This is a genomic window from Alteromonas sp. H02 (assembly GCF_059682525.1).
Window position 1 is genome coordinate 2,028,126 of sequence record NZ_CM185021.1, and the last position, 24,189, is coordinate 2,052,314.

A 24,189-nucleotide genomic window follows, 5' to 3' on the forward strand; every position below is an offset into this window, starting at 1 on the left:
CAATGAAGCACTTTGCTGCCCTGAGCGCAGCTCTTATTTTAACCGGTTGTACGTTAACACCGGAAAAGGAACCCCAGACTCAGCCTGACAACTATCAACCGACGCTGGAGGCGAGTGAGGACGATTGTGTGTTTCAGTCAGACATGCAATTGGATCCGGCCCGCTGTGATTTAAGCTTCTGGCTTGATTATTGGGCCCAGGTTGATCAAATGACCTGGCCAAAGCGGGAATCACTGATTGAGCAGCTTGGGGATGCCCCCGACATGTTGTTGCAAAAAGTCATTTTGTCGCAGCCGGTTAATACACCCTACAAAGCCAGATTGCGCGCTCAGCACTGGTTTGAACAACTGCTGCCGGCATTATCGCCAGCAAATCAGCAGCGCATGAAAGCGATTATTCATAAGCCGAGTGAACATATGCTGGAGTTTGAGTCGGCAGTAACACTGCTCAGCAAAATGAATAACGGCCAGGATAAAACCATTGAGGCCCAGGAAAACCAAATTAATGAGTTAAAAGCCCAGCTTGAGGCATTACTCAATATCGAATCAAACCTGATGAGTCAGGAAGAGGAGACACAGCAGTGAGTGTTAACGCAGAGCAGCCATCGCATATTCTTTTGGTCGATGACGATCAAAGCCTGTTACGCTTAATGACCATTCGTCTGCAAAGCGAAGGGTTTCAGGTAACCGCAGTTGAAGATGGCCAGGCAGCCCTCAAAAAAATCAATACCGGTACCTTTGATCTGGTGCTAAGTGACCTGCGCATGCCGGGGCTGGACGGTCTCAGTCTGTTTGAAGAAATTATGGCCATCCGCTCTGATATCCCGGTGATCCTGATGACTGCCCACGGCACCATCTCCGACGCCGTTGAGGCAACCCAGCGCGGCGTATTCGGCTTCTTAACCAAGCCGGTGGATCACGATAAATTACGGGAGTTGCTGGGCAAGGCGCTGCAACATTCAAAAGCCGCCGAGCCGGGCGAGTGGTGTAAGGAAATTATTACCCGTTCACCCGAAATGTTGCATGTGCTTGATCAGGCATACCGTATTGCCAAGCGGGAAGTCAGTGTGCTGGTTACCGGCGCCAGCGGTACAGGTAAAGAGTTGCTGGCAAATGCTATACATCGCGCCAGCGACCGTGCGGATTACCCGTTTGTCGCTATTAACTGCGGCGCGCTGCCGGAGAACCTGCTGGAGTCAGAATTATTCGGTCACGTAAAAGGGGCTTTTACCGGCGCCGTTACCGCTAACCAGGGCCTGTTCAGAGAAGCTCATGGCGGCACCTTGTTCCTCGACGAAATTGGCGATATGCCCATGACTCTGCAGGTTAAGTTACTCCGTGCACTACAAGAACGTCAGATCCGACCGGTGGGCAGCAGTAAGTCGGTGGATATCGATGTCCGGGTGATTTCTGCAACGCACAAAGATTTACACAAGGAAATGGAAGAGGGCAGTTTTCGGGAAGATCTGTTTTATCGCCTGAATGTGGTTAACCTTAAATTACCTGCACTAAAACAACGCAGCGAAGATATTCCGCTACTGGCCCGCAGCCTGCTCAAACAAAGTGCTGAGCGCCACGGTGTAAAGGTTACTCAGTTTTCTGAAGATGCCATGCAATTACTGGTAAAAAGTGACTGGCCGGGCAATGTACGCCAGCTGGTAAACGTGGTGGAGCAGTGTGTCGCCCTCACGCAAACGCCTGTGGTGCCGTTACACCTGGTTGAACAGGCGCTGTCTGCCACGCGTCAAAGCTGGCCAACCCTGACCGAAGCCCGCGATGCCTTTGAACAGAAATATCTGTTTAAACTGCTTAAAATGACCGACGGTAATGTCACCCGTGCAGCTGAGCTCGCCGGCCGCAACCGCACCGACATGCATAAATTGATGAAAAAACATAGCCTCGACGCCGGCGACTTCCGCTAGGCTGATCTTATCTGGTAACGCCGGGGGACAACGTCCTCCGGGTATCCGGGCCTTCCATCGATAGTTAATAAAGCGTAAACAGCAGCCATTTTTAGGTTGGCAAAAAGAGTCAGTCATGGGATAGTGTGTCGATATTGGACGACAGTATACTTTTGACCGGTAGTGATGGAAGCACGTATTAACATCTGGATTATTGTAGCAAGCTTTATTGTCATATTTTGTGGACAGCCTGCTCAGGCACAGGCAATGAAAGAATCGCAGATCGTCACCCGGTTAAATGACATTATTCGCGCAAAAAATACGCCCGCCAATCTACAAATCGACCAGGTTAATGAGTTACTCGTCAGCGCCAATGCATTGCATGCCGATGCTGCAGAAAATGCTATTCTGGCTTACAAGTTACTTATCACAGCACAGCAGGAAAACTTCGAACCCGTTCGCAGCATGGCCGATGAAGTGCTGACCACAGCCGTTCGTCGTCAGGATTATCGTTCACAGGCATTTACTTTGCGGGCCAAACTGCGCTATCAGGCCATCGCTTCTCCCGATGACGTAGAGTCGAGTAAACAACAGTTGCTTGGTCTGCTATCCCGTCGTTTATCCGCTGAAGATAAAGCACAAATATTGTTTGATATTGGTGTGGCAGATATTCAGACCGGCAACGTTATGTCGGCGCTGGAATACTTTAATCAGGCTCAGGAAGCGTTCTGGGCACAAAGTAATTATGTCAGCTGGCGTGAAGTGTTGAATCAGCAAATAGAGTTACTGGTTGCCATGCAGTGGTTTGACCGGGCACTGGAAAAAGTTCGTCAGTTGGTCGACTTTTCAAAAGATGTTGGCGGCGAAGCTGGCATAGCGCTACACGATAAGTTACTGGCTATTATGGCAGCAGATAATCAGTGGCAGGACATGGAGACGGTTGCCCTTACGCTGCTGGAAGAGAGTGCTGAAAGTGGCAGTATCAAAGGGCAGTTTATTGCTGGCTACTGGCTTATGCATGCGAATGTGCAGCAACAGAACATGGATCTGGTGGTACGCTGGAACCGTAAAATTGAAGACTGGCTGGATGAACACCCGCAACTTTCAGCGCCAAAGTTATATACTCTGAATAAAATTACTTATTTGATTGAATCCGGTGATCTGTCTGCCGCAAAGTCGCTACAGGCGTCGGTGACGATGGGCAATGAGGAAGACGTTTTATTGACTTACCTGACTACCCGCCAACATTTACTCAATCAGGTTGGTCTTGCCGCAGCGAATAATAATATTGCAGGTATTACATCAGCCTATGAAGAGCTGATTGCCTGGATGGACGCAGAGCGAAACCGTGTATTAAGCCTCACAATGGATCAGATTTCTCAGGATTTCGCAGCCATGCAGCGCAGCACTCAGCGAGAAATTCTGTCGCTCAATCAAACACTCGAAAGTGAAAAAGAAGCGGTCAGCAAAGAAGCCACTTTTAATAACCTGTTAATTGTTATTGTTGGCTTACTTATGGGCGTTATCGCCGTATTAAGCTACTTCTATATTCGCCTCAAAAACCAGAAACATTCCACTCGTCGCCGACGCAGTTCACGCTCGCGTACTTAAACCCAATCAGGTTTATCAGAACAGTTGGTTTTGCAGATCATCCTGGTCTGGAGCAAAGTGTAGTGCTGGTATGGCAGCGTCCGGAAAACGCTGATTATACGCTGCAATAAACTGCTGAGCCAACCAGGGCGCGTCCTGATTGTCGGGACGATGAAAAAATAAATAGCAGGCTTTACCCTGTTTCCGCCATTGCTGACATTTATCTATCCAGGGTTGTAAACAGGCCGCATTGTCCTGCTCGTTATTGTTACCCACAAAGCGCATTACCGGCTGATTTGAGGTAGCGATAACATTCACTGGCACCCGTGGCTTCTTGGTTCGCACTTCGGCCGTCAGCGCACTATCCTCTGGCCCGGTAAACAAAGCCCGGGTATCCATTATCACACGGTTAACACCATGCGTCATAAGCAGCCTGTTAAGGGCTTTCTCTTCCTCACCCTTGGCAAAGAATGCCAGATGACGGACTTCCACCGCATAACTGAAAGCCGGCGATAAACGCTTAAGGAATGCTTCCAGTACCGGTAGCTGAGCGGGACCGAATCCGGCGGGTAACTGCAGCATCAGCTGGCCCAATCGATGCTCTAAGCGAGCCAGCAGATTAAGTTGCTCCGTTACCAGGTGGTCACAATGCTGTAAGCTGCTTTTGTGACTGATGTCACTATGAAATTTAAACGTGAAACGAAAATCTGCTGGTGTTGCCGCTGCCCAGTTATCCAAGGTCTGAGGCGAGGGTAGGTGATAAAATGTGGTATTTCCCTCAACACTGTTTAGTTGCCTTGCGTAATCGGCCAGTTGCGTGCCCGATCGGTTAGCAAACCAGCGTTTTGGCCAGCTACTGTGCTGCCATTGGGGAAGACCGATAAAAACAGGGCCTAATGTGCTGGTTGATTGGATATTTGTCATTGGGCTTTGGGTAGCATTTGTTTATACTATGCGGCCTTAAATTTAAAACATAACAGACGTGTTGGCGGTCATTATCCTCATGCCGGTAAAGCAGGTAAAGGAATAATCAGGTGATTATCGGTAGATTCAGGTCGGTATAGCCAGCACCTTCACGCAACCACAAAATAGCTAACAAAGTAATTAGGGGTCGAAGACCATGCGCACAGATTACTGTGGGAAAATTAACGCATCTTATATTGGACAAGAAGTCACGCTGTGTGGCTGGGTAAACAAACGCCGCGACTTGGGTGGCCTGATTTTTATCGACCTGCGCGACCGCGAAGGTTTAGTACAGGTCGTTTTTGACCCTGATTTACCTGAAGTGCAGGCGCTGGCCAATACACTGCGTGCCGAATTCTGTATCAAGTTAACCGGTACGGTGCGCGCTCGTCCTGAAGGCCAGGTAAATAAGCAAATGACCACCGGTGAAGTGGAAATTCTTGGTACTGGCCTGGAAATCTTTAATAAGTCTGCCGTGTTACCACTGGACTGGAACCAGGAAAACTCTGAAGAGCAGCGTTTGCGCTATCGTTATCTTGATCTGCGTCGCCCGGTAATGAGCAACAAACTGCAGTTTCGCGCCAAGGTTACCGCAGCAGTACGCCGTTACCTTGAAGGCGAAGGTTTTCTGGATATCGAAACGCCAATCCTGACCAAAGCTACGCCGGAAGGGGCTCGTGATTATCTGGTGCCAAGCCGTACCCACAAAGGTGAATTCTTTGCTCTGCCGCAGTCTCCACAATTGTTTAAGCAATTGCTGATGATGTCGGGGATGGACCGCTACTACCAAATCGTTAAGTGCTTCCGTGACGAAGATTTACGTGCCGATCGTCAGCCTGAATTTACCCAAATCGATATCGAAACCACCTTTTTAGGCGCTGATGGCGTAATGGCCATTACCGAAGGTCTGATCCGCGATTTGTTTAAGCAAATGCTTGATGTGGACTTAGGCGACTTCCCGCAAATGACCTACGCCGAAGCGATGAAGCGCTATGGTAGTGACAAGCCGGACTTACGTAACCCGCTGGAACTGACCGATGTGGCAGATCTGCTGGCTAACGTTGACTTTAAAGTGTTTAGTGGTCCGGCTAACGATCCGAAAGGACGCGTTGCCGCTATCCGGGTACCGGGTGGTGCATCACTGTCGCGTAAGCAAATTGATGAGTACACCAAGTTTGTTGGTATCTACGGCGCGAAAGGCCTGGCCTGGGTCAAAGTTAACGAAAAAGCCAACGGCCTGGAGGGGTTACAGTCGCCAATCCTTAAATTCCTTAACGCTGAAATCGTTAGTGAAATCCTTGCTCGTACCGGTGCTGAAGATGGCGATATTCTGTTATTTGGCGCTGATAATGCAACGGTTGTTACCGAAGCCATGGGGGCATTACGCCTGAAGCTGGGTGAAGATTTTGAGTTGTTGGAAGGTGATTGGCGCCCGCTGTGGGTGGTTGACTTCCCAATGTTCGAAGAAGCCGATGGTCAGTTGCACGCGCTGCACCATCCGTTTACTGCACCGCGCAACTTAACGCCGGAGCAACTGGCACAAGCGCCTGAAACCGCTTTATCTGATGCCTATGACATGGTGTTAAATGGTGTTGAATTAGGCGGTGGTTCGGTTCGTATCCACGACCAGGCCATGCAATCGGCAGTGTTCAGCATTCTGGGTATTGAGAAAGAAGAAGCCGAGCTGAAATTTGGCTTCCTGCTTGAGGCGCTGCGCTACGGTGCACCACCACACGCTGGTCTGGCTTTCGGCCTTGATCGTCTGGTGATGCTGATGACCGGTGCTACCTCTATCCGTGATGTGATGGCGTTCCCGAAAACCACCACTGCCGCTTGTCCGCTGACCGATGCGCCGAGCCCGGCTAATCCTCAGCAACTGGCCGATTTGGCCATCGCAACAGTGAAGAAAGACGCCGAATAATGGCTTATAAGCGTCCCGAGTCGGTCCTGGTTGTGCTCTACAATGAGCACAACCAGGTGCTTATTATGCAGCGCAATGATGATGCGGATTTCTGGCAGTCGGTGACCGGCACCATCGAAGAAGGCGAACTGCCGCTCGCGACAGCCTATCGTGAAGTCGCTGAGGAAACTGGCCTTATGCTGTCTCCCGAGTCAGGTGACATTATTGATTGCCAGCACATTAATCAGTATGAGATCCGCCCCGAGTGGCGCTACCGCTATCCCCCCGATGCCTTTGTGAACACAGAATACGTGTTCGTAGTACAAATCAGCAGTCAGGCACCTATCATCTTAACCGAACACTCCGCTTACGAATGGGTTGAAAAATCCGTTGCCGCAGAGCGTGTTTGGTCACCTTCTAATCAAGCTGCCATTCTGGCATTTGTACCTGAGTCAAAATAATGGTAATACTGGGTATAGATCCAGGTTCTCGCGTCACCGGCTATGGTTTAATTCGTCGGCATCAGGGCAAATTACATTATGTGGCCAGCGGTTGTATTCGTTTAACCGATAAACCATTGGCGCCCCGGCTGGACAAAATTTTTATTGGTGTGAGTGAGTTAATCGAGCAGTTTAAACCGGATTGCCTGGCCATTGAGCAGGTGTTTCTGGCCCGCAACCCCGACTCAGCATTAAAGCTGGGCCATGCCAGGGGAGCGGCGATGATTGCCGCAACGCAGGCCAGTTTAAGTGTGTCAGAGTATTCCGCCCGGCAAATAAAGCAAGCTGTGGTAGGCACCGGTGGCGCCGATAAAACCCAGGTGCAGCATATGGTGAAACACCTGTTAGGGTTATCCGGCACACCGCAGGCCGATGCGGCCGATGCGCTGGCAGTGGCATTATGTCATGCCCACAGTGAGCAAAACCTGGTGAAGTTAGCCGGCCAGGCGCGTAAAACGGTACGCGGTCGGTTGCGGTAAACGCCTCACTTCGAGCATAGCAAAACGGAGTAAAAGAATATCATGATTGGACGTATTCACGGCCAGCTATTGGAAAAAGCACCACCTGATGTGTTGGTAGATGCAGGCGGTGTGGGTTATGAGCTGCAGCTTCCCATGACCAGTTTTTACCAGTTACCCGCGGTGGGAGAGACCTGCACGTTATACACGCATTTTGTGGTGCGTGAAGATGCCCAGCTGCTATTTGGCTTTGCCGATAAACTGGAGCGTGGCCTGTTTCGTGAGCTTATTAAGGCTAATGGCGTGGGGCCGAAACTGGGGTTGGCAATCTTATCCGGAATGTCTGCTAAACAGTTTTTACAGGTGGTTCAGCACGAAGACGTAACCTCGCTGACCAGGCTACCCGGTATCGGCAAAAAAACCGCAGAGCGATTAGTGGTAGAGTTGCGCGACCGGCTGGCCAAGTTTACCCAGAATTTAGAAACATCCGGCAGTGAACTGCTTGTTGCTGGTAGTCTCGACAATGGTGGCGAAAACGCTATTGTGGCGCTCAGCGGCGTAAAAGAAGAAGCCATGAGCGCATTGGTAGCGTTAGGTTATAAACCGCCGCAGGCAAGCAAAATGGTGAATGCGGTGTATCAGGACGGTATGGATAGCGAGGCCCTCATTCGCCAGGCGCTAAAAGCCGCTTTGTAAGCGCCAGTCAGTGGCGTGTTGAATTCAGCAATAAGTATCAGCAGTGATAGAGAGAACAGTAAATGATTGAAGCAGACCGTTTAATATCTGCCAGTGAAAGCGACGAAGACGCCGTGATTGACCGGGCGATTCGGCCTAAGCTGTTGCAGGATTATACCGGGCAACCACATGTCTGCGAACAGATGGAAATCTTCATTGAAGCTGCCCGTCGTCGCGAAGACGCGCTTGATCATTTGCTGATTTTTGGCCCGCCGGGGTTGGGGAAAACAACACTGGCCAACATCGTGGCCAATGAGATGGGGGTAAACATTAAAACTACGTCCGGGCCCGTCCTCGAGAAGGCCGGTGATTTAGCGGCGCTGCTGACCAACCTGGAGCACAACGATGTGTTGTTTATTGACGAAATTCACCGCTTAAGCCCGGTGGTGGAAGAAATACTCTATCCGGCCATGGAAGACTATCAGTTAGACATTATGATTGGCGAAGGGCCGGCAGCGCGTTCCATTAAACTGGATTTACCGCCCTTTACACTGGTAGGAGCGACCACCCGGGCTGGCTCACTAACTTCACCGCTCAGAGACCGGTTTGGCATTGTTCAGCGTCTGGAATTTTATTCGGTAAAAGATCTCACCGACATCGTTGCTCGCAGCGCGCATTATATGCAACTGGAAATGGACGAGAGCGGTGCGTTTGAAGTGGCTAAGCGGTCTCGTGGTACACCGCGTATTGCCAATCGGCTATTGCGCCGGGTGCGGGATTACGCCGAGATTAAATCGGATGGGACGGTAAATGGTGGGGTAGCGGCCGCTGCACTGGATATGCTCGATGTGGATAAAGAAGGTTTTGACTACATGGACCGCAAGCTGCTAAATGCCATCATCGAAAAATTTGATGGCGGTCCGGTAGGCCTGGAAAACCTCGCTGCGGCCATTGGCGAAGAAAAAGAAACCATTGAAGATGTTATTGAGCCCTTCCTTATTCAGCAGGGCTTCCTGCAGCGCACCCCGCGCGGACGCATAGCCACCCAACGCGCTTATCTGCATCTGGGATTTCAGGTGGGCAGCTAATAGCTGCCCTACAAGACCAGGGTCTGATTTTAATCAATATTCAACTTGCCAGCGTATCTACTATAGCGATGACATTATCGTATCAGTGGAGGATAACAAATGAACGCAAACGTTGGTGGCATAGATAAAGTACTAAGGGTCGTATTTGGACTACTCATCATTTCGGCTGGCGTGTATTACCAGTCCTGGTGGGGTGCAGTTGGCGCCATAATTCTGCTCACCGGCATTATTAATTTTTGCCCGTTATACCTGCCATTCGGTATTTCTTCCTGTAAAAAAGACTGAGCCGCTAATATCCCGAGTGACATTATGATGATACAGAGTGCTGTATTGTGGTTTACTGTGTTTGTGCGAAAAATAAAATCACCCGAAAAACAGGCAAAAAAAACCCGCTTCAGAGAAGCGGGGTGAGAACAACAAGTGTTGAAGGAAAAAATCCAGGGAACTCATGTCTAACAGGCAATAAATAGAGAACTCATTCATCTGTCGACTTGATGAGGCGTATTATAGAGATAATTTGGTTGCTCACAATTGAGAATATTTTAGTTTTAAGATTAGAAAAACTAATCTGTAAATGAAATGTTAACGGCGGGGATTTTTATCCTTAGCCTAGTAATATTAAGCTTTTGCGGTAGATTTCTGGTGGCTGATGCAATTCATCTTGCGATACATTTATTTGGTCGTAGTTCTCAGGCGCTATAGACAGCAAACCGCCTTTTACCTACCATGTGAAGCATCTTAATTAACAGAGATTTCAAGGTGCACACACTCAGTATACGGGTCTACTACGAAGATACCGACGCCGGTGGCATAGTGTATTACGCTAATTATTTAAAGTTTGCGGAGCGGGCCAGAACCGAGTGGCTTAGAGATTTAGGCTTCGAACAAGACGAATTGCTGGAACAAAACATTGCCTTTGTCGTCAAACACGTTGAAATGCACAATAATGCGCCTGCTCGCTTCAATCAAATGTTGAGTATTCACTCGCACATTGTAGAATTGAAGGGCGCTAGCATGACATTTAAACAAGATATTATAAATGCACAGGATCAGAAACTTCTGGTTACCGTGCAAGCAAAAATCGCCTGTGTGGATTTGGCCAATATGCAGCCGCGTCGGATACCAGAGGCAATGTTAGGGGAATTTTCGCGTGTCATCTGATTTAACCTTTATAGGCTTGTTTTTACAGGCAAGCTTTGTAGTACAGCTGGTTATGTTATTGCTAATCAGTGTTTCCATTGCCTCCTGGGCGTTCATTTTTCAGCGTCAGAAAGCACTTAACGGTGCACGCAGCGAAATGAAGAACTTTGAAGATGAGTTCTGGTCGGGCGCCGATCTTAACCGCTTATACCAACAACTCTCCAGCGAAGAGCAGGTGAGTGGTATGGGCCATATCTTCTGTGCTGGCTTTAAAGAGTTTGTGCGCCTGCGTAAAAGCAATACCAACGCTAATGTGGTTGTCGACGGTACCTACCGGGCAATGCGCGTGGCGTTATCACGGGAAGTGGACAACCTTGAAAGCCGCCTGTCATTCCTTGCCACGGCCGGCTCTATCAGCCCTTATATCGGCTTATTTGGCACCGTATGGGGTATTATGAACGCCTTTATTGCACTGGGCGAAGTTCAACAGGCTACATTATCTATGGTTGCGCCGGGGATTGCTGAAGCACTGATAGCCACCGCGATAGGTTTATTTGCCGCGATCCCTGCGGTGATTGCCTATAACCGCTTTAGCCACCAGGTAGAGAAACTGGAAAACAGTTACGTCAACTTTATGGAAGAGTTTTCAGCCATCCTGCAGCGTCAGGCCCATGCGTCGCAGCAAAGCGCATAACATCCTAAGTTAACAGGAGAGTCCCGCTATGTATGTGCGTAAACGCCGTCGTCCGGTTTCTGAAATAAACGTGGTGCCTTACATCGACGTAATGCTGGTGCTGCTGATTATCTTTATGGTTACCGCTCCTTTGATCTCCCAGGGCGTTAAAGTGGATTTACCCAAAGCCAGCGCCCAGCCCATAGAGCAGGAAGATAAACCACCCATTATTGCGTCGGTGGATATTAAGGGCGATTACTACCTTAATCTGGGCGATAACCAGGAGCAGGCCGTTGATGAAGAAGAAATGGCGGCACTGGTTCAGGCGCAGTTAAAGCAAAGCCCTGACACGCCGGTAGTGGTTAAAGGGGATGGCCAGGTTGCCTATAACGAAGTGATTCAATTGATGGTACTGCTGCAAAAAGCGGGTGTGCCTTCGGTCGGCCTGATGACCGATCCGGTTGAAAAGTAAAACAGGCGCAGATTGTGGATCAAGCGGATAAATCGGCCTTAGTTAAATCACTGGGTTTGCACCTGCTCCTTGTGATAGTGTTGCTAATAAGCGTCAGTTTGTCATCGTCACCGGTAATGCCAGTGGCCAACAGTACGCCTGCGCCGGTGATTAAAGCTACTTTTATAGATGCGCAGGCTATTTACGATCAGCAGCGAGCCCAGGCCCAGGCAGAAGCTCAGGCCCGGGCCGAAGAGCAGCGCAAACGCCAAGCGGCTGAAGAACGAAAGCGCCAGGAAGCGGCTGCACGCAAAGCCCGTGAGCAAAAAGCCCGGGAAGCGGCAGAAGCAAAACGCCAGTCTGAATTGCGCCGGTTAGCCGAACAAAAGGCACAGGAACGCAAAGAGCGCGAAGCGGCCGAGAAAGCCGAAGCGGCGCGTAAAGCCAAAGAGGCAAAAGAACGCGCCGAAATGGAAAGAATTATGCAAGAGCAGTTAGCGAAAGAGCAGGCGGCTATGCAGCAGCAGCGTCGCCAGCAGGTATTGTCGGAAGTTGAGCGTTATCAAATAATGATACAACAAACCATCATGCGCTATCTGAATGCAGACTTTAAAGGTAAGAGCTGCCGGCTGAAATTAAAACTGGCAACCACCGGTTTTGTTTCCCAGGTCAGCATAGTCGACGGCGATAGCGCATTGTGCAGGGCTGCCGAAAGTGCGGTAAGACGCGCTGAAACACTGCCTATGTCAGAAGACCCGGCGGTTTACGAAGAACTTAAAGACATTGATTTGAAGGTGGAGTTGTAATGCCTATGAGAAAACTGGGTTTATGGATTACCCTGGCCTATTTTAGCGTGGTTGGTCAGTTACATGCTGCGCTGGAAATTGTAATCACTGAAGGCGTGGACAGTGCCCGGCCTATTGCGGTGGTGCCTTTTAAATGGGAAGGCGAGGGCATGTTACCCGGTGATCTGACCGATGTGGTGATGAACGACTTACGCCGCAGTGGCAAGTTTAACCCGGTTGCGCGTTCAGCTATGCCGGAATACCCGTCTACCGATAGCGAAGTTAACTACGGTGCCTGGGCGGCGCAGGGTATTGATACCGTGGTAGTCGGCAGCGTTAAGCCTGAAGGCGTCGACCGCTATCTGGTGAGTTTTGAGATCATTGATGTGCTGCGCGGACAAATAACCGGTGGTCAGTCGAAAGTACTTAATAAAGACGGCGGTCTGATTAACAGTAAAGACCATATTATTGATGAACGTGCGGTGGTCATTGGCGGCGATGATTTCAGACAATACTCGCACCGAATTAGTGATGTCATCTATGAAAAACTGACCGGTGTTAAGGGGGCGTTTTTAACTCGTATCGCATACGTGATTGTGCGCGACCGTACTAAGGTGAAGCTTCCTTATCAGCTGGTAATCGCGGATTACGATGGCTTTAACGAAACCCGATTGCTGTCGTCGCCAGAGCCATTAATGTCACCATCATGGTCTCCGGATGGCGAAAAACTTGCCTATGTGAGTTTTGAAAACAAACGCCCGCAAATTTTTGTGCAGAATATTTATACCATGGAGCGTGAGCGGATCACGAATTTCCCGGGTATTAACGGCAGCCCGGTGTTCTCGCCAGACGGCAAGCAGATGGCCATGGTACTGTCGAAAGATGGGAACCCTGAAATCTATGTTATGGATTTAGCCAGTAAAAATTTACGCAGAATTACCCGAAATCGGGCAATTGATACCGAGCCAGCCTGGGCTCCTGATGGCAAGAGTCTGATATTTAGCTCCGAACGGGGTGGTAAACCACAGATTTATCGCGTAAATTTAGATACTGGCACAGTTAGGCGTTTAACCTTTGAAGGTGAACAGAACTTAGGAGCCACTTTTACACCCGACGGCCAGGAGGTCGTTTTGGTGAACAGGACCCGCGGCGACTACCACATTGCCAGACAAGATGTGGATAGCGGTGCGATTCAGGTACTGACGAGAACCTATTTAGATGAATCTCCCAGTATCGCTCCGAATGGAAGCATGATAATTTATAGTACATTATACGGGGATACTCAGGTATTGTCGTTGGTGTCACTGGATGGGCGCTTTAAAGCGAGATTACCGGTGGCTGACGGGCAGGTTAAATCGCCGAGCTGGTCACCTTATTTGTTTTAACAGATTTGATAGAATCACAACGATATAAGTATAAGGATTAAGAGGATGCAAATGAATAAAGTAATGAAGAGCTTCATCATCGCCCTGCCAGTGGTGACTATGATGGCATGTTCATCAGGTCCTAGCGAAGAGGAACTGGCTGCAGAGCGTAACCGCATCGCGCAACAACAAGCCGCTGAAGAGCAAGCCGCTCAGGAAGCAGAAGAAGCGCGCGTTAAGGCTGAAGCAGTAAAACGTCAGCAAATGGCTGAAGAAATGGTTAAACAAGAGCTGCAGGCTCTGCAGAATGAACAGACTGTTTATTTTGATTTCGACCGTTCAAATATCAAATCTGATTTCTTCCCGGTACTGGATAAGCATGCCGAGTTCCTGATTAAGAATCCAGGTACTAAAGTGGTGATTGAAGGCCATACTGATAGCCGTGGTACGCCTGAGTACAACATCGCCCTGGGTGAGCGTCGTGCTAAATCTGTACAAACCTACCTGCTTAACGCTGGTGTTAGCTCAAGCCAGATTTCAGTAGTCTCTTACGGTGAAGAGAAGCCAGAAGTGATGGGTTCTTCTGAGTATGCATTTGCTCAGAACCGTCGTGGTGTAATTGTTTACCAATAAGATGAGCAATCCCAACAAATCCTATAAGAAAGCCATTGCACCTGTTGCAATGGCTTTGTTGTGTCTGCCGTTAGGTGCTTTAGCGCAGTCGACAGGTGCGCCTGTTTACAACGTTAATGATAACGACATCGAATCACGGTTAACCGTGTTAGAACGAAAAGTTGATAACCGTTCGCAAATGCAACATCGCCTGCAACAACAGATCGACAACATGCAAATCGAGTTGGACGAGCTACGCGGAGCCGTTGAGGTACATACTAATCAACTGCAAAAAGTACTCGACCGACAACGCGAATTGTATCTGGAAATCGATAAGCGCGTAGAGGCGTTAAAACAGTCAGGATTTAGTGGTGGGGCAGGCAACGGCGCTGCGGCCGTAACCAGCACGCAGCCAACGGTGACGCCGTCATCAACGCCAGCTTCAACGGCAAACGCTGCGGCAGGGATGTCGGAGTCTGATGCTTACGAAAAAGCCGTAAATCTGATCCTTAAGTCCCGTGAGTACGATAAAGCGATCCCTGAGTTTCAGGCCTTTATTGAGCGCTTTCCGGACAGCAGTTATGCGCCTAATGCCCACTACTGGCTTGGACAGCTGCTGTTTAATAAGCAACAGTGGCAGGATGCCGCCGCGCAATTTGAAGTGGTGGCGACTAAGTTTGCGGATTCAGCTAAGCGTCCTGATGCATTACTTAAACTCGGTGTAATCGCCGAGAAAGTAGGTAATCAGGCTCGGGCTAAAGCGTTATTCGAAGAAGTGATTAACACTTATCCGGACTCGTCGGCTCGAAAATTAGCCGAGGCCAGACTATAATTTTCTGACGCGGTATCAATGTTTAAAAAAGGAGCCAGCGGCTCCTTTTTTATTTTACTGAGGAACATTCAGTTCGATTACCATCCGAATTGATTTGTTTTTAAGCGGTTAAACGGTTTTTGCCACAAAAGTACAAATAAATCGTTTTTTAAGGTTGCACCGCCGCCGGAAATGAGTAATATATGCGCCCGTCGCCAAGACAAGGTGACGCGATAAATCGAAGGGTCGTTAGCTCAGTTGGTAGAGCAGTTGACTTTTAATCAATTGGTCGCTGGTTCGAATCCAGCACGACCCACCACTCCTCGATTTATCACCATTTGAAATGGGTCGTTAGCTCAGTTGGTAGAGCAGTTGACTTTTAATCAATTGGTCGCTGGTTCGAATCCAGCACGACCCACCATTTCAAAGATTCTCAGGTTACTCCCGGTTTTATACCAGATTAAGATGGGTCGTTAGCTCAGTTGGTAGAGCAGTTGACTTTTAATCAATTGGTCGCTGGTTCGAATCCAGCACGACCCACCATCTTCCTCAATAGCAATAACCCTATCACTGTATGAACAAACCATACATGCCCGCGTAGGATACGAACCAGCGAAGCTGTTCGACACTAAACTATTCCTCTTATCAGCTCGTAGTAGGGCAAAGCTTGAGGAGTGGTGTCTACGCTCTAGATCTGCTGCTTGAAAGAAGCAACACCAGCCCCACATCTACAAAGAGAGGCAAACCGTAAACATTATTCTGATTATTTAATAAACAAGCGTCCGAGTGTATGAAATTTTTATGACACTCGTGTATAATCGCCGCCCGTTGAGCCATAACCAGGTTAGGTATTTAGTAGCCATGACAATAGCGTATCGTATCGACCAGATTGATTATCCGTTTCCGGCAAAACCAGCCGTGCTGTCTGACGCCCGTAAAGCGCAGCTTAAAGATAAGATCAAAGCGTTGCTGAAAGAAAAAAATGCAACCATGGTCGCGCACTACTATACCGAACCTGAAATTCAGGCGCTGGCAGAAGAGACCGGAGGTTGCGTTGCAGATTCACTGGAAATGGCGCGTTTTGGTCGTGATGCCGCCGAGCAAACGCTGTTGGTTGCCGGCGTAAAGTTTATGGGCGAAACAGCCAAAATCCTGAGCCCCGAAAAGCGCGTTTTTATGCCTACCATGGAAGCAACCTGCTCGTTGGACTTAGGCTGTCCTATTGAAGAGTTCTCTGCGTTCTGTGATGCGCATCCTGATCACACTGTAGTGGTGTACGCTAATACCTCAGCCGCGGTTAAAGCTCGTGCCGATTGGGTGGTTACTTCCAGTATCGCGCTTGAAATCGTCGAGCACTTAGACAGCCTGGGCAAACCTATTATCTGGGGCCCGGATCGTCACTTAGGTTCTTACATTGCCAAGAAAACCGGTGCTGATATGCTAATGTGGCAGGGAGAGTGTATCGTTCATGACGAATTCTCCTCACAAGCACTCCAAGACATGAAAGCACTCTATCCTGAAGCGGCAGTACTGGTTCACCCCGAATCGCCGGCCAGCGTGGTTGAGATGGCCGATGCCGTGGGTTCTACCAGTCAGCTGATTCAGGCTGCACAGGATATGCCTAACCAAATTTTTATCGTTGCTACCGATAAAGGCATTTTCTATAAAATGCAGCAGCTGATGCCTGAGAAGCAGTTTATAGAAGCCCCTACGGCCGGTAATGGCGCAACGTGTAAAAGCTGCGCACACTGCCCGTGGATGGCTATGAATGGCCTTGAAGCTATCTATGAGTCGCTTTCTACCGACGATACCAGTGCTCACGAAATCTTTGTTGATGACGCCCTGCGTGAAAGAGCTCTCATTCCTCTTAACAGAATGTTGGACTTTTCTGCACAGTTAAAAGCAAAGAAAAGCGCATAGTGTTTAATTAATCAGCATTTGACTGATTTTTTAAGGGTAGTTCTTGATTCGAAGCGCGGCTTTACCTACTATACGCGCACTTATTCGCAGCGATGCGGTAAAAACAATTTGGAGAGATGGCTGAGTGGCTGAAGGCGCACGCCTGGAAAGTGTGTATACGTTTATAGCGTATCGAGGGTTCGAATCCCTCTCTCTCCGCCAAATATAAAGAAACCGGTTTTTGCCGGTTTTTTTATGTCCGATAGAGATTGGATGAGAACCCGGGTGCAAGCCTCGCCTCGCGAGGCTTTGTATTATCAAGACCACAGAGAAACGGCATAACCACCTACTTGCGCAAAAAGACAGGTCGTGACTGTCCACTATTCTCCACTATCCACTATTCTCTATTTCGAAAACGTTGCACTTTTGACTCTATTTTAATAGCCTTCGATATGAGGACGATGCATTTTAAACTTATATAAGGATATATTTATGTCAAAAATTGTATTATTAATTGTTCTGTTCTGTTCTGCTCAGATTGCTATTGCGCAAGCAAGCCAAAGTATCTCATCGACAAACTCAATATATTGCCATGGTTGTTCTGAGTCCACTTTAAGGCAGGAACTTTATGAAAAAGCCCTGGAGATTGGTTTTCCCGATCCCATGTTTGACCCAGATGATAACATACCAGTAACGGTATATTCGTTTGATATTGCTACCGGTATGGCTAGTAGTCATGATGTTTATAATCGGATGGATTTGTTAACAAATTCTCCATATATGACACTAGATGTATCGCATATGGTGCCCGGAGAGGTAGGTAGTGCTTGGTATGAATTTTCAAGTACTACGAAGGATTTTTTTAGTTCGCCATTTGAAAGCTCTTTGAATGGGTATGATGTTCTTTTAAGTCCGCAACTACAAAGTCAGGTTGCTAGTGATATCAATAACACTTGGTATATATTGGTTAACGCCGCAGTTCGCGATTTGGACGTGCTTGGAGCTATTTTTAAATCTATTGATTTTAGTGTTATTAGCTCTATCAATGTGACTTTTGCTGACAATATAGTAATGACTTTCAAACTGGAGAACATTGAGCAAGTTACTCTAAATGACATTTCTAATTTAGATTTAAAATACCTTCCAGATAGCGCTTTTCTTATTATGGAAGACGGTACGCTTTTAAAAATACCGGACGATTCTTCAGATAATTTTGGTCCATTAGTGGTAACGCTGACTGAGGACGAAGCTCTGCCTTTGTACGATTATTTAAGCAATTATGGATATACAAGTACCGGCGGTGGCGCGCTTGGTGGATTTGGTAATTCCAATATTGTGTGTAATGTGACACATGTCGAAGAAACCGTAGAACCAGATGGAACGATAAAGCGTTCAGCGACTTATCGTTGTACAATTCAATAAGAGGCTGGTATGGGAAATAATCATTTATTAGCGTTAATAATAGCATTTATAATTTTATTATCTGTCTTGAGTCTATTGCCAATCTACCTGTTCAGAAATAAGTTTTATTCAAAGGCCGAAATGGTCGTATGGGGAATTGTTTTTCTGCTCTTTCCATTTGTTTCAGTGCTGATCTTTTTGATTATAAAGCTATCATTTCCAAAAAATGAATGTGGTAAATAATTAAAGTAAACACAGTAAAGCGCAATGATTGTCCTCTCTTTGCGTTTTACTGCTCTATATCCGGATGAAACTGCGTGCTGAGATTGGCAATCAATAAATCGGATAATGACTGTCCGGTATTGCGAATTCTACTCTATTTACTTTGCATAATGGCAGTAGCTGGGACCATAAGCCTTTTTAAGCTATCAGGCTTTGATGTTGACCTTCCAGGGCGGGTTCAGCCGATTGTCACCGGCCCAATACAACTTAATTTTGTTGCCAGAAGGATCGTGCAAAATGGCCTCTTTCCACAGATAACGTTGCTCTGTGGGCGGTTGCTCAAAAACGATACCCTTTTCAAGTAACTCCTCGTAGAGCTCATCGAGCGCTTCATGTTCAAAATAAATCACCGTAGGATTGGTTATCCCGGCATCTTCCAGCGACAGTGAGAAGGTGGTATCGCCATCAGGGCAACTAAAGCGCGCGTAGTGGGGTGTATCAACAATCTGGGTAAAGCCCAGGGTTAAATAAAACTGCACCGCTTGTGACATGTCCTGCACTGGCAGGGTGACCTGATTGAGCTCCATATCGCTGATTTCCTCAACTGTGTTAATAATGCTTTTTACGGGTGTGCCATTGCACGGCATAAAATATAACCGCCCCAAGCATACCATTGTACAGACAGAGTTTGTGCAGGGTACTCACAGATATCATTCCCAGCAACGGGTTATCCAACGTCAATGGATACGCGGGCTGGACATCGCCATGCATGATGGCATCCAGTCCCACGTGGCTGTAACTGCCAATGAAGGCGCTCAGAAACGCGACCCACCAGGCGATAATGATTGGCTGGGCGGGCTTAGCGATACCTAACAATCTCAGACCAAACTCGGATAAATACTTACCGGTTAACGCCGCGAAAACAGCAATGAGTGAGCTACCGACTATAGTGTGAGAAAAACCGTGCAGGTGGCCGTGACCCACAATCATCACCCATAACGGCTGCACGTCCATCACAATTTGCGTCCAGCCAAATACCATCAAACTAAAGCTACCTTGTAGTAGTGCTTTAATCAGCAGGCCCGGGCCCATATGTACAGGTGTAAATGGCATAACAGGTTGTGGTTATCAGTTAACTGGTGGCTACTAATCCTGCTCGCGGCGTTTTGCCGGGCGTTTGGCTTTCTTACTATCATCCGGCTTATGCCATACGGAGATGCGGCCACCAGACTTAGTCCGCTTTTCATCCGGCTTGTTAGTCGCTCCCGGGCGCTTGGGTTTAACTTTCTTTTTCAGCGATTTTTTGATGGCAGGGGAGTTAACCGGTGCACCATTGTCGGTTACCGGGGAAGCGACATCGGGTCTTAATTTACGGGCCAGACCGAGCAGAAAATACCGCAGTACCTGATCGCCGCAGGGTTTAAAATTACGATGGTCGGGCTTACGGAAAAACGCCGACATTTCACCCTTACTCATATTGAAATTGCCGAGCTTCATCACTTCCAGCATATCGTCGTCACGAAACGACAGGGCAATTCGCAGTTTGCGCAGAATTTCGTTATTGCTTAAAAACTCTCCCTTGGCCAGCTGTGGTGGTGGCGTATCAGACTGCGCTCCGCGCATTTTGATGATCAGGCCATCCAGAAACATGGCCATCACGCTGTCCCGGCAGGGCAAATAACCCGCTTCTTCTTCTTTTCGCATGTTGGCTTTCAGATACTCAATATCCATTTTATAGCCAGCTAACTTAAAAATATTAATGGCGGCGGTATCGTCTATTCGCAGGGCGAAGCGCACTCTGCGCAAAACATCATTGTGGTTCATATTAATTGGGACTTATAGGTTGTCGAAGGTCTGTTGTGCCATGGGATCATTTGCGTGTTGCATGCAGCAGGATGAGCCAGTAAGGCAGGCAGGCCCGAAATAGGTGGCGGTAAGTGCCACGTCGCTGGTTAACAGTATACGTTAATTCGGCCTTGCACGTATTGTTTGTTGCTGGCCATAGCTAATTTTTACAAAGTTTTATGCTGATCCTGGCCAAGCAGGTTTTTTGCCTCATCTACGATACGGTTAACCAATATGTGCTGAGCACGGTTCTTGCCGGTGATGGCATAAAAGCGCTCGGTAATATCGGTAATCTCGCCAATGCATGCCACGTTGTAAAAATCTGCCACGTGGTCAGCGATTGCTGATGGCGCGCAAAATACGCCAAAGCCCTCGCTGCCAAACACTTTAAGCAGCGCGCTGTCGTCAAACTCGGCCACAATTCTGGGATGCAACTGGTTGGCTTCAAGCCAGCTTGTAAGGCCAAGGGTAATGCCTGATTTTATGCCCGGTAACAATAAACTCACGCCGTTAAGCGAGCGTGGGAAATCCTGATGATGACTAAGCTGGCCATGACTGGTAAAAAAGCTTAAGTGGGATTCACCCAAAAAATAGCTGCTGGCATTTAACTGAGTACCGGGAGCCACCCCACGGTCGGCGATTATCAGATCGACGTGGTTTAACGCTAAGTCACTGATTAACGAGTCAAATGGTCCTTCCCTGAAAATAAAGCGTACATTATTCGACAGGGCCATGGTGGAATGCACAAAATCATAAGCCAGGACCTTGGGGATGGCATCAGTAATCCCTATAACAAAAGTCTGATCGATGATGTCATTATCGGCATGGAGTAACTCAACCAATCTGGCGCCTTTTTGAAATATTTCGCTGGCATGCTGGTAAACCAGTTTACCTTTACTGTTAAGGTAGAGGCGCTTGCTCACCCGATCAAACAGCGAATAACCCAGTTGTTTCTCAAATGTACTAAGCTGACCGCTAACGGTTTGCGGTGTAACATGCAACAGTTTAGCGGCACTGGCGATACTGCCTTCACGGGCGATGAGGTAAAAGTAGTAAAGATGATGATAGTTTAGTTGATGCATAATAAGGAAAATTCGATGTTTATAGTAGAATATAACAGTTTTATTCTTTTTTGTGGTCGTTTTATTATTGCCTTTAGTAAATGATTTTGCATTCTTATCTTTAGTTGGATAAATATTGAAATGGAAAAACACATCGATTTACGACAAACCAGAAAGTACCTGATTTCCTTATTAAAGCCGGAAGGCGGCTTTTTTGGTGTGGCAGCGGTATATGGTGTGGCAATCAGTTTGCTCACCCTGGCCGTGCCGATTGCGGTGCAAACCCTGATCAACAGTATTGCCAACATAGGCTCTATCCGCGCCGTAACGATTCTGGCAGCGATCCTGTTTACTACACTTTTTGTATCGGGCATTTTCAGTGCGCTGCGTATGCGGGTGATGGAGTACTACGAGCGCCGTGTGTACACCCGGCTGGTTTCACAACTGGGGCTTAAAACCATTATGGCGCCCCATAGCTTTTTTGAAGGGCGGCGTAACACGTCGATTACCCACCGCTATTTCGACATCATGACATTGCAGAAAAACATTCCATCACTGATGGTCGATGGGTTTGCCTTAGTGCTACAAATTATTGTGGGTTTTACCCTGGTGTCGTTTTATCACCCGTTTTTGTTTGTACTCAATATGATCATATTGCTGGTGATGTACCTGGTGTGGAAAGTATGGGGCCCGGGCGCGAAACGCACTGCTATTGAGTTATCTCAAACCAAATATGATACCGCGAAGTGGTTAAACGATGTGGCGGCTGCCCATGAGTTTTTTAAATCCTCCGATCATATGGAATACGCCGGGCGTAATACCGAAAGCTTTATCAAAAACTACATTGCTAAACACAAGGGCCATTTTACTTTTACCTTTTCCCAGGCGGTGTCCTTTTTACTCCTGTATGCCTTTGCCAGTGCTACCTTGCTCGGCCTTGGCGGCTTTCTGGTTGTGCAAGGGCAACTGTCGATTGGTCAGCTTGTTGCGGCAGAGCTGATTATGTCGGCGGTGTTCTTTGGGATCTCGAGGTTCAGCCAGTATCTTAAACTGTACTACGAGTTGTACGGTGCAGCAGAAAAAATAGGCTCTGCACTGGTTATCCCGCAGGAAGAAACTCATGATGACGGCGCACGCATTCCTTCTTCTTCCAAGCTGGTGTTTAAACGCCTGGCCCTGAGCCATTTTGATGACAGTTGTTATCTGGATGCCACGCTGGAGGCGGGCCATAAATACTTTATTACTACCCGTAAGAGCTGGGTACAAAAGCAGCTGGTAGGTTTTCTTAAGCGCTTTGAACGCCCGGCAAAAGGGGAGATTCTGCTCGGTGATTACAGTTTGTTCGACTACGATATGTACGAATTAAGGCAGGCCGTGAGTACGCTCGACCGCTCATTGATTGTGGAGTGTACCATCGAAGAATACCTGCGTCTGGCGGCCCCTGAGGCAACCGTAGCAGAGGTGCGTAAAGCCCTGGAGTACGTCGGACTAGATGAAGTTATTGATAATATGGAGGAGGGGATTGCAACGCGTATTTCGGTATTGGGCGCTCCCCTGCAGCCGTTGGAATTCTTGTTGTTAAAACTGGCTGCCGCTGTCCTTTCCAAGCCACAGGTACTGGTGATCAATCAACATTTCGACGCCATTCCTCAAAGTATAAAAGTACGCTTGCTGGAGCGCATCGACCGGCTGGACTGCACGGTTTTATACTTTACCAATACGCCGCTGAAAGGCATGTTTAATGCCACCTTAAACTTGCAGGACGTGTTATACGTGGAAGACAGCGTTGCCGACAACAAAGGAGACGGTCATGAGTAAAGCTGAAAACCGTTTTATGCAAAATATCACCTCCTTGCCAGCGCAAATTATTCCCAGCGTGCATAAGGTAGTGTGTTGGGTGATTGCCTTTTTAGTGCTGGTGGTGGCAGCTGGACTCTACTTTACGCCGTGGATCCAAACCGCACATGGCTCGGGTGCGATAGACTCACTGGATCCGGTCGATCGTATGCAGGCGATTTCAGCGCTGGTTGATGGCCAGATCCAAACCTGGCATGTACGAGAGGGAATGCAGGTGAGAGCTGGCGATCCCATTGTTACGCTCATTGATGTGGATGCCCAGCGACTGGAAAAACTGCAGTCGCAGTTAGCGGCCACAAGGCTGGCTCATCAGGCCAATGAAACCGCTGTTGCCAATGCCGAAAGCAACCTGCAACGCCAGCAGGCACTTCAGGAGCAGGGGCTGGTATCCCGTAAAGATGTGGAAGCGGCGCTGATCAAAGTACAGGAGCTAAAAGCTAAGGCGGCTTCATCATTGGCCGACATCAATCAGGTGTCCATGGTGCTCTCCCGTCAGGCCACCATGACCAAAACGGCACCGGTGGACGGTACTATCCTGCGGTTGTTTAACGGCGGTGGTTCAACTTTTGTGAAAGCCGGTGATGTGCTGGCGCAGTTTATCCCGAAAAACGCCGAGCGCACGGTACGGGTGATCATCAGCGGGCTGGATGCACCACTGGTGAAGCCCGGCGCAAAAGCCCGCCTGCAGTTTGAGGGCTGGCCGGTGTTTCAGTTTAGCGGCTGGCCTGGCACGGCCGTTGGCACCTTTGGTGGGGTAGTCACTTATGTTGAGCCTGTGGCGGATGCCACCGGTGCCTTTCAGGTGTGGATAAAGCCCGATGAGTCCGAGATGCCCTGGCCGGAGGAAAGCATTGCCCGCTTAGGTAGTCGGGTGAAAGCCTGGATCCTGCTCGAAGAAGTGCGCCTGGGTTACGAGTTATGGCGACAGCTGAATAACTTCCCGCCCCAGAAACCGGCCACGCAGGCCAGTTCGTCTGCTCCAGGCTGGTAGGGG

At 48.5% G+C, this 24,189-nt stretch carries 25 protein-coding genes and 4 tRNA genes; 24 read left to right on the forward strand and 5 right to left on the reverse strand.

The window, feature by feature from the left end; all coding sequences use genetic code 11:
- The first annotated feature begins 2 nt into the window (after positions 1 to 2).
- The 3 genes from AC566Q_RS09265 to AC566Q_RS09275 all read left to right on the forward strand — a co-directional run bounded on the left by AC566Q_RS09265 (position 3) and on the right by AC566Q_RS09275 (position 3,511).
- Complete coding sequence (locus AC566Q_RS09265; RefSeq protein ID WP_499616022.1) at positions 3 to 584, forward strand: hypothetical protein; 582 nt, start codon at positions 3 to 5, stop codon at positions 582 to 584.
- Positions 581 to 1,921, forward strand: coding sequence for a sigma 54-interacting transcriptional regulator (locus AC566Q_RS09270; RefSeq protein ID WP_105936059.1), 1,341 nt, complete (start codon positions 581 to 583; stop codon positions 1,919 to 1,921). Before AC566Q_RS09265 ends, AC566Q_RS09270 begins: the two co-directional genes overlap by 4 nt.
- 165 nt (positions 1,922 to 2,086) lie before the next feature.
- Positions 2,087 to 3,511 (forward strand): hypothetical protein, encoded by a 1,425-nt coding sequence (locus tag AC566Q_RS09275; RefSeq protein ID WP_499616025.1) that lies wholly within the window; start codon positions 2,087 to 2,089, stop codon positions 3,509 to 3,511.
- Positions 3,512 to 3,526: 15 nt separating this feature from the next.
- Here the strand turns inward: AC566Q_RS09275 and AC566Q_RS09280 are convergent, their stop codons facing one another.
- Positions 3,527 to 4,414, reverse strand: coding sequence for a DUF72 domain-containing protein (locus AC566Q_RS09280; RefSeq protein ID WP_499616028.1), 888 nt, complete (start codon positions 4,412 to 4,414; stop codon positions 3,527 to 3,529).
- Positions 4,415 to 4,610: 196 nt separating this feature from the next.
- On the opposite strand from AC566Q_RS09280, the gene aspS reads away from it, so the two are divergent.
- The 19 genes from aspS (at position 4,611) to AC566Q_RS09375 (ending at position 18,231) form a co-directional block, all read left to right on the forward strand.
- Positions 4,611 to 6,374: an aspartate--tRNA ligase gene (gene aspS / locus AC566Q_RS09285; RefSeq protein ID WP_499616031.1), complete on the forward strand. Its 1,764-nt coding sequence runs from the start codon at positions 4,611 to 4,613 to the stop codon at positions 6,372 to 6,374.
- Positions 6,374 to 6,814, forward strand: a complete 441-nt coding sequence (gene nudB / locus AC566Q_RS09290) for a dihydroneopterin triphosphate diphosphatase (protein WP_499616034.1) — start codon at positions 6,374 to 6,376, stop codon at positions 6,812 to 6,814. Before aspS ends, nudB begins: the two co-directional genes overlap by 1 nt.
- Positions 6,811 to 7,332 (forward strand): crossover junction endodeoxyribonuclease RuvC, encoded by a 522-nt coding sequence (ruvC, locus tag AC566Q_RS09295; protein WP_240622029.1) that lies wholly within the window; start codon positions 6,811 to 6,813, stop codon positions 7,330 to 7,332. Before nudB ends, ruvC begins: the two co-directional genes overlap by 4 nt.
- Positions 7,333 to 7,374: 42 nt before the next feature.
- Positions 7,375 to 8,007, forward strand: coding sequence for a Holliday junction branch migration protein RuvA (gene ruvA, locus AC566Q_RS09300; protein ID WP_499616037.1), 633 nt, complete (start codon positions 7,375 to 7,377; stop codon positions 8,005 to 8,007).
- A gap of 62 nt (positions 8,008 to 8,069) precedes the next feature.
- On the forward strand, positions 8,070 to 9,074 hold the full coding sequence (gene ruvB, locus AC566Q_RS09305; protein ID WP_499616040.1) for a Holliday junction branch migration DNA helicase RuvB: 1,005 nt from the start codon (positions 8,070 to 8,072) through the stop codon (positions 9,072 to 9,074).
- A gap of 99 nt (positions 9,075 to 9,173) precedes the next feature.
- The gene (locus AC566Q_RS09310) at positions 9,174 to 9,359 is read left to right on the forward strand and encodes a YgaP family membrane protein (protein ID WP_105936051.1); all 186 of its coding nucleotides are present in this window, start codon (positions 9,174 to 9,176) and stop codon (positions 9,357 to 9,359) included.
- Between the two features lie 474 nt (positions 9,360 to 9,833).
- Positions 9,834 to 10,235: a tol-pal system-associated acyl-CoA thioesterase gene (gene ybgC, locus AC566Q_RS09315; protein WP_499616044.1), complete on the forward strand. Its 402-nt coding sequence runs from the start codon at positions 9,834 to 9,836 to the stop codon at positions 10,233 to 10,235.
- Positions 10,225 to 10,908, forward strand: a complete 684-nt coding sequence (tolQ, locus tag AC566Q_RS09320; RefSeq protein WP_123324142.1) for a protein TolQ — start codon at positions 10,225 to 10,227, stop codon at positions 10,906 to 10,908. Before ybgC ends, tolQ begins: the two co-directional genes overlap by 11 nt.
- A 28-nt stretch (positions 10,909 to 10,936) precedes the next feature.
- Entirely contained in the window at positions 10,937 to 11,359 is a 423-nt protein-coding gene (tolR, locus tag AC566Q_RS09325; RefSeq protein WP_105936048.1) for a protein TolR, read from the forward strand.
- A 14-nt stretch (positions 11,360 to 11,373) separates the two neighbouring features.
- Positions 11,374 to 12,144, forward strand: a complete 771-nt coding sequence (gene tolA / locus AC566Q_RS09330) for a cell envelope integrity protein TolA (protein WP_240622023.1) — start codon at positions 11,374 to 11,376, stop codon at positions 12,142 to 12,144.
- A 5-nt stretch (positions 12,145 to 12,149) separates the two neighbouring features.
- The gene (gene tolB, locus AC566Q_RS09335; RefSeq protein ID WP_105936103.1) at positions 12,150 to 13,508 is read left to right on the forward strand and encodes a Tol-Pal system beta propeller repeat protein TolB; all 1,359 of its coding nucleotides are present in this window, start codon (positions 12,150 to 12,152) and stop codon (positions 13,506 to 13,508) included.
- Between the two features lie 45 nt (positions 13,509 to 13,553).
- Complete coding sequence (pal, locus tag AC566Q_RS09340) at positions 13,554 to 14,120, forward strand: peptidoglycan-associated lipoprotein Pal (protein ID WP_105936047.1); 567 nt, start codon at positions 13,554 to 13,556, stop codon at positions 14,118 to 14,120.
- A 49-nt stretch (positions 14,121 to 14,169) separates the two neighbouring features.
- Positions 14,170 to 14,931 (forward strand): tol-pal system protein YbgF, encoded by a 762-nt coding sequence (gene ybgF, locus AC566Q_RS09345; RefSeq protein WP_105936102.1) that lies wholly within the window; start codon positions 14,170 to 14,172, stop codon positions 14,929 to 14,931.
- A gap of 222 nt (positions 14,932 to 15,153) precedes the next feature.
- Positions 15,154 to 15,229, forward strand: a tRNA-Lys gene (locus AC566Q_RS09350).
- Positions 15,230 to 15,255: 26 nt separating this feature from the next.
- Positions 15,256 to 15,331 (forward strand) — tRNA-Lys (locus AC566Q_RS09355).
- 46 nt (positions 15,332 to 15,377) lie between these two features.
- Positions 15,378 to 15,453, forward strand: a tRNA-Lys gene (locus AC566Q_RS09360).
- A 318-nt stretch (positions 15,454 to 15,771) separates the two neighbouring features.
- Positions 15,772 to 16,830 (forward strand): quinolinate synthase NadA, encoded by a 1,059-nt coding sequence (gene nadA / locus AC566Q_RS09365; protein ID WP_499616048.1) that lies wholly within the window; start codon positions 15,772 to 15,774, stop codon positions 16,828 to 16,830.
- A gap of 110 nt (positions 16,831 to 16,940) precedes the next feature.
- Positions 16,941 to 17,031, forward strand: a tRNA-Ser gene (locus tag AC566Q_RS09370).
- A gap of 270 nt (positions 17,032 to 17,301) precedes the next feature.
- A complete protein-coding gene (locus AC566Q_RS09375) occupies positions 17,302 to 18,231 on the forward strand; it encodes a hypothetical protein (protein WP_499616051.1) in 930 nt (309 codons plus the stop codon).
- Positions 18,232 to 18,638: 407 nt separating this feature from the next.
- Here AC566Q_RS09375 and AC566Q_RS09380 read toward each other — a convergent pair whose 3' ends face one another.
- The 4 genes from AC566Q_RS09380 to AC566Q_RS09395 all read right to left on the reverse strand — a co-directional run bounded on the left by AC566Q_RS09380 (position 18,639) and on the right by AC566Q_RS09395 (position 21,359).
- Positions 18,639 to 19,019 carry a VOC family protein gene (locus AC566Q_RS09380; protein WP_105936044.1) on the reverse strand — a complete coding sequence of 127 codons (381 nt, stop codon included), beginning with the start codon at positions 19,017 to 19,019 and terminating at the stop codon, positions 18,639 to 18,641.
- A gap of 22 nt (positions 19,020 to 19,041) precedes the next feature.
- On the reverse strand, positions 19,042 to 19,545 hold the full coding sequence (locus AC566Q_RS09385; protein ID WP_499616054.1) for a hypothetical protein: 504 nt from the start codon (positions 19,543 to 19,545) through the stop codon (positions 19,042 to 19,044).
- Positions 19,546 to 19,578: 33 nt separating this feature from the next.
- Positions 19,579 to 20,256, reverse strand: coding sequence for a YehS family protein (locus AC566Q_RS09390; RefSeq protein ID WP_499616056.1), 678 nt, complete (start codon positions 20,254 to 20,256; stop codon positions 19,579 to 19,581).
- Between the two features lie 188 nt (positions 20,257 to 20,444).
- The gene (locus tag AC566Q_RS09395) at positions 20,445 to 21,359 is read right to left on the reverse strand and encodes a LysR family transcriptional regulator (RefSeq protein ID WP_499616058.1); all 915 of its coding nucleotides are present in this window, start codon (positions 21,357 to 21,359) and stop codon (positions 20,445 to 20,447) included.
- Between the two features lie 120 nt (positions 21,360 to 21,479).
- Between AC566Q_RS09395 and AC566Q_RS09400 the strand changes: the two genes are divergently transcribed.
- Positions 21,480 to 23,156, forward strand: a complete 1,677-nt coding sequence (locus tag AC566Q_RS09400; RefSeq protein WP_499616061.1) for an ABC transporter transmembrane domain-containing protein — start codon at positions 21,480 to 21,482, stop codon at positions 23,154 to 23,156.
- Positions 23,149 to 24,186, forward strand: a complete 1,038-nt coding sequence (locus tag AC566Q_RS09405) for an efflux RND transporter periplasmic adaptor subunit (protein WP_499616064.1) — start codon at positions 23,149 to 23,151, stop codon at positions 24,184 to 24,186. Before AC566Q_RS09400 ends, AC566Q_RS09405 begins: the two co-directional genes overlap by 8 nt.
- The last annotated feature ends 3 nt before the right edge of the window (positions 24,187 to 24,189 follow it).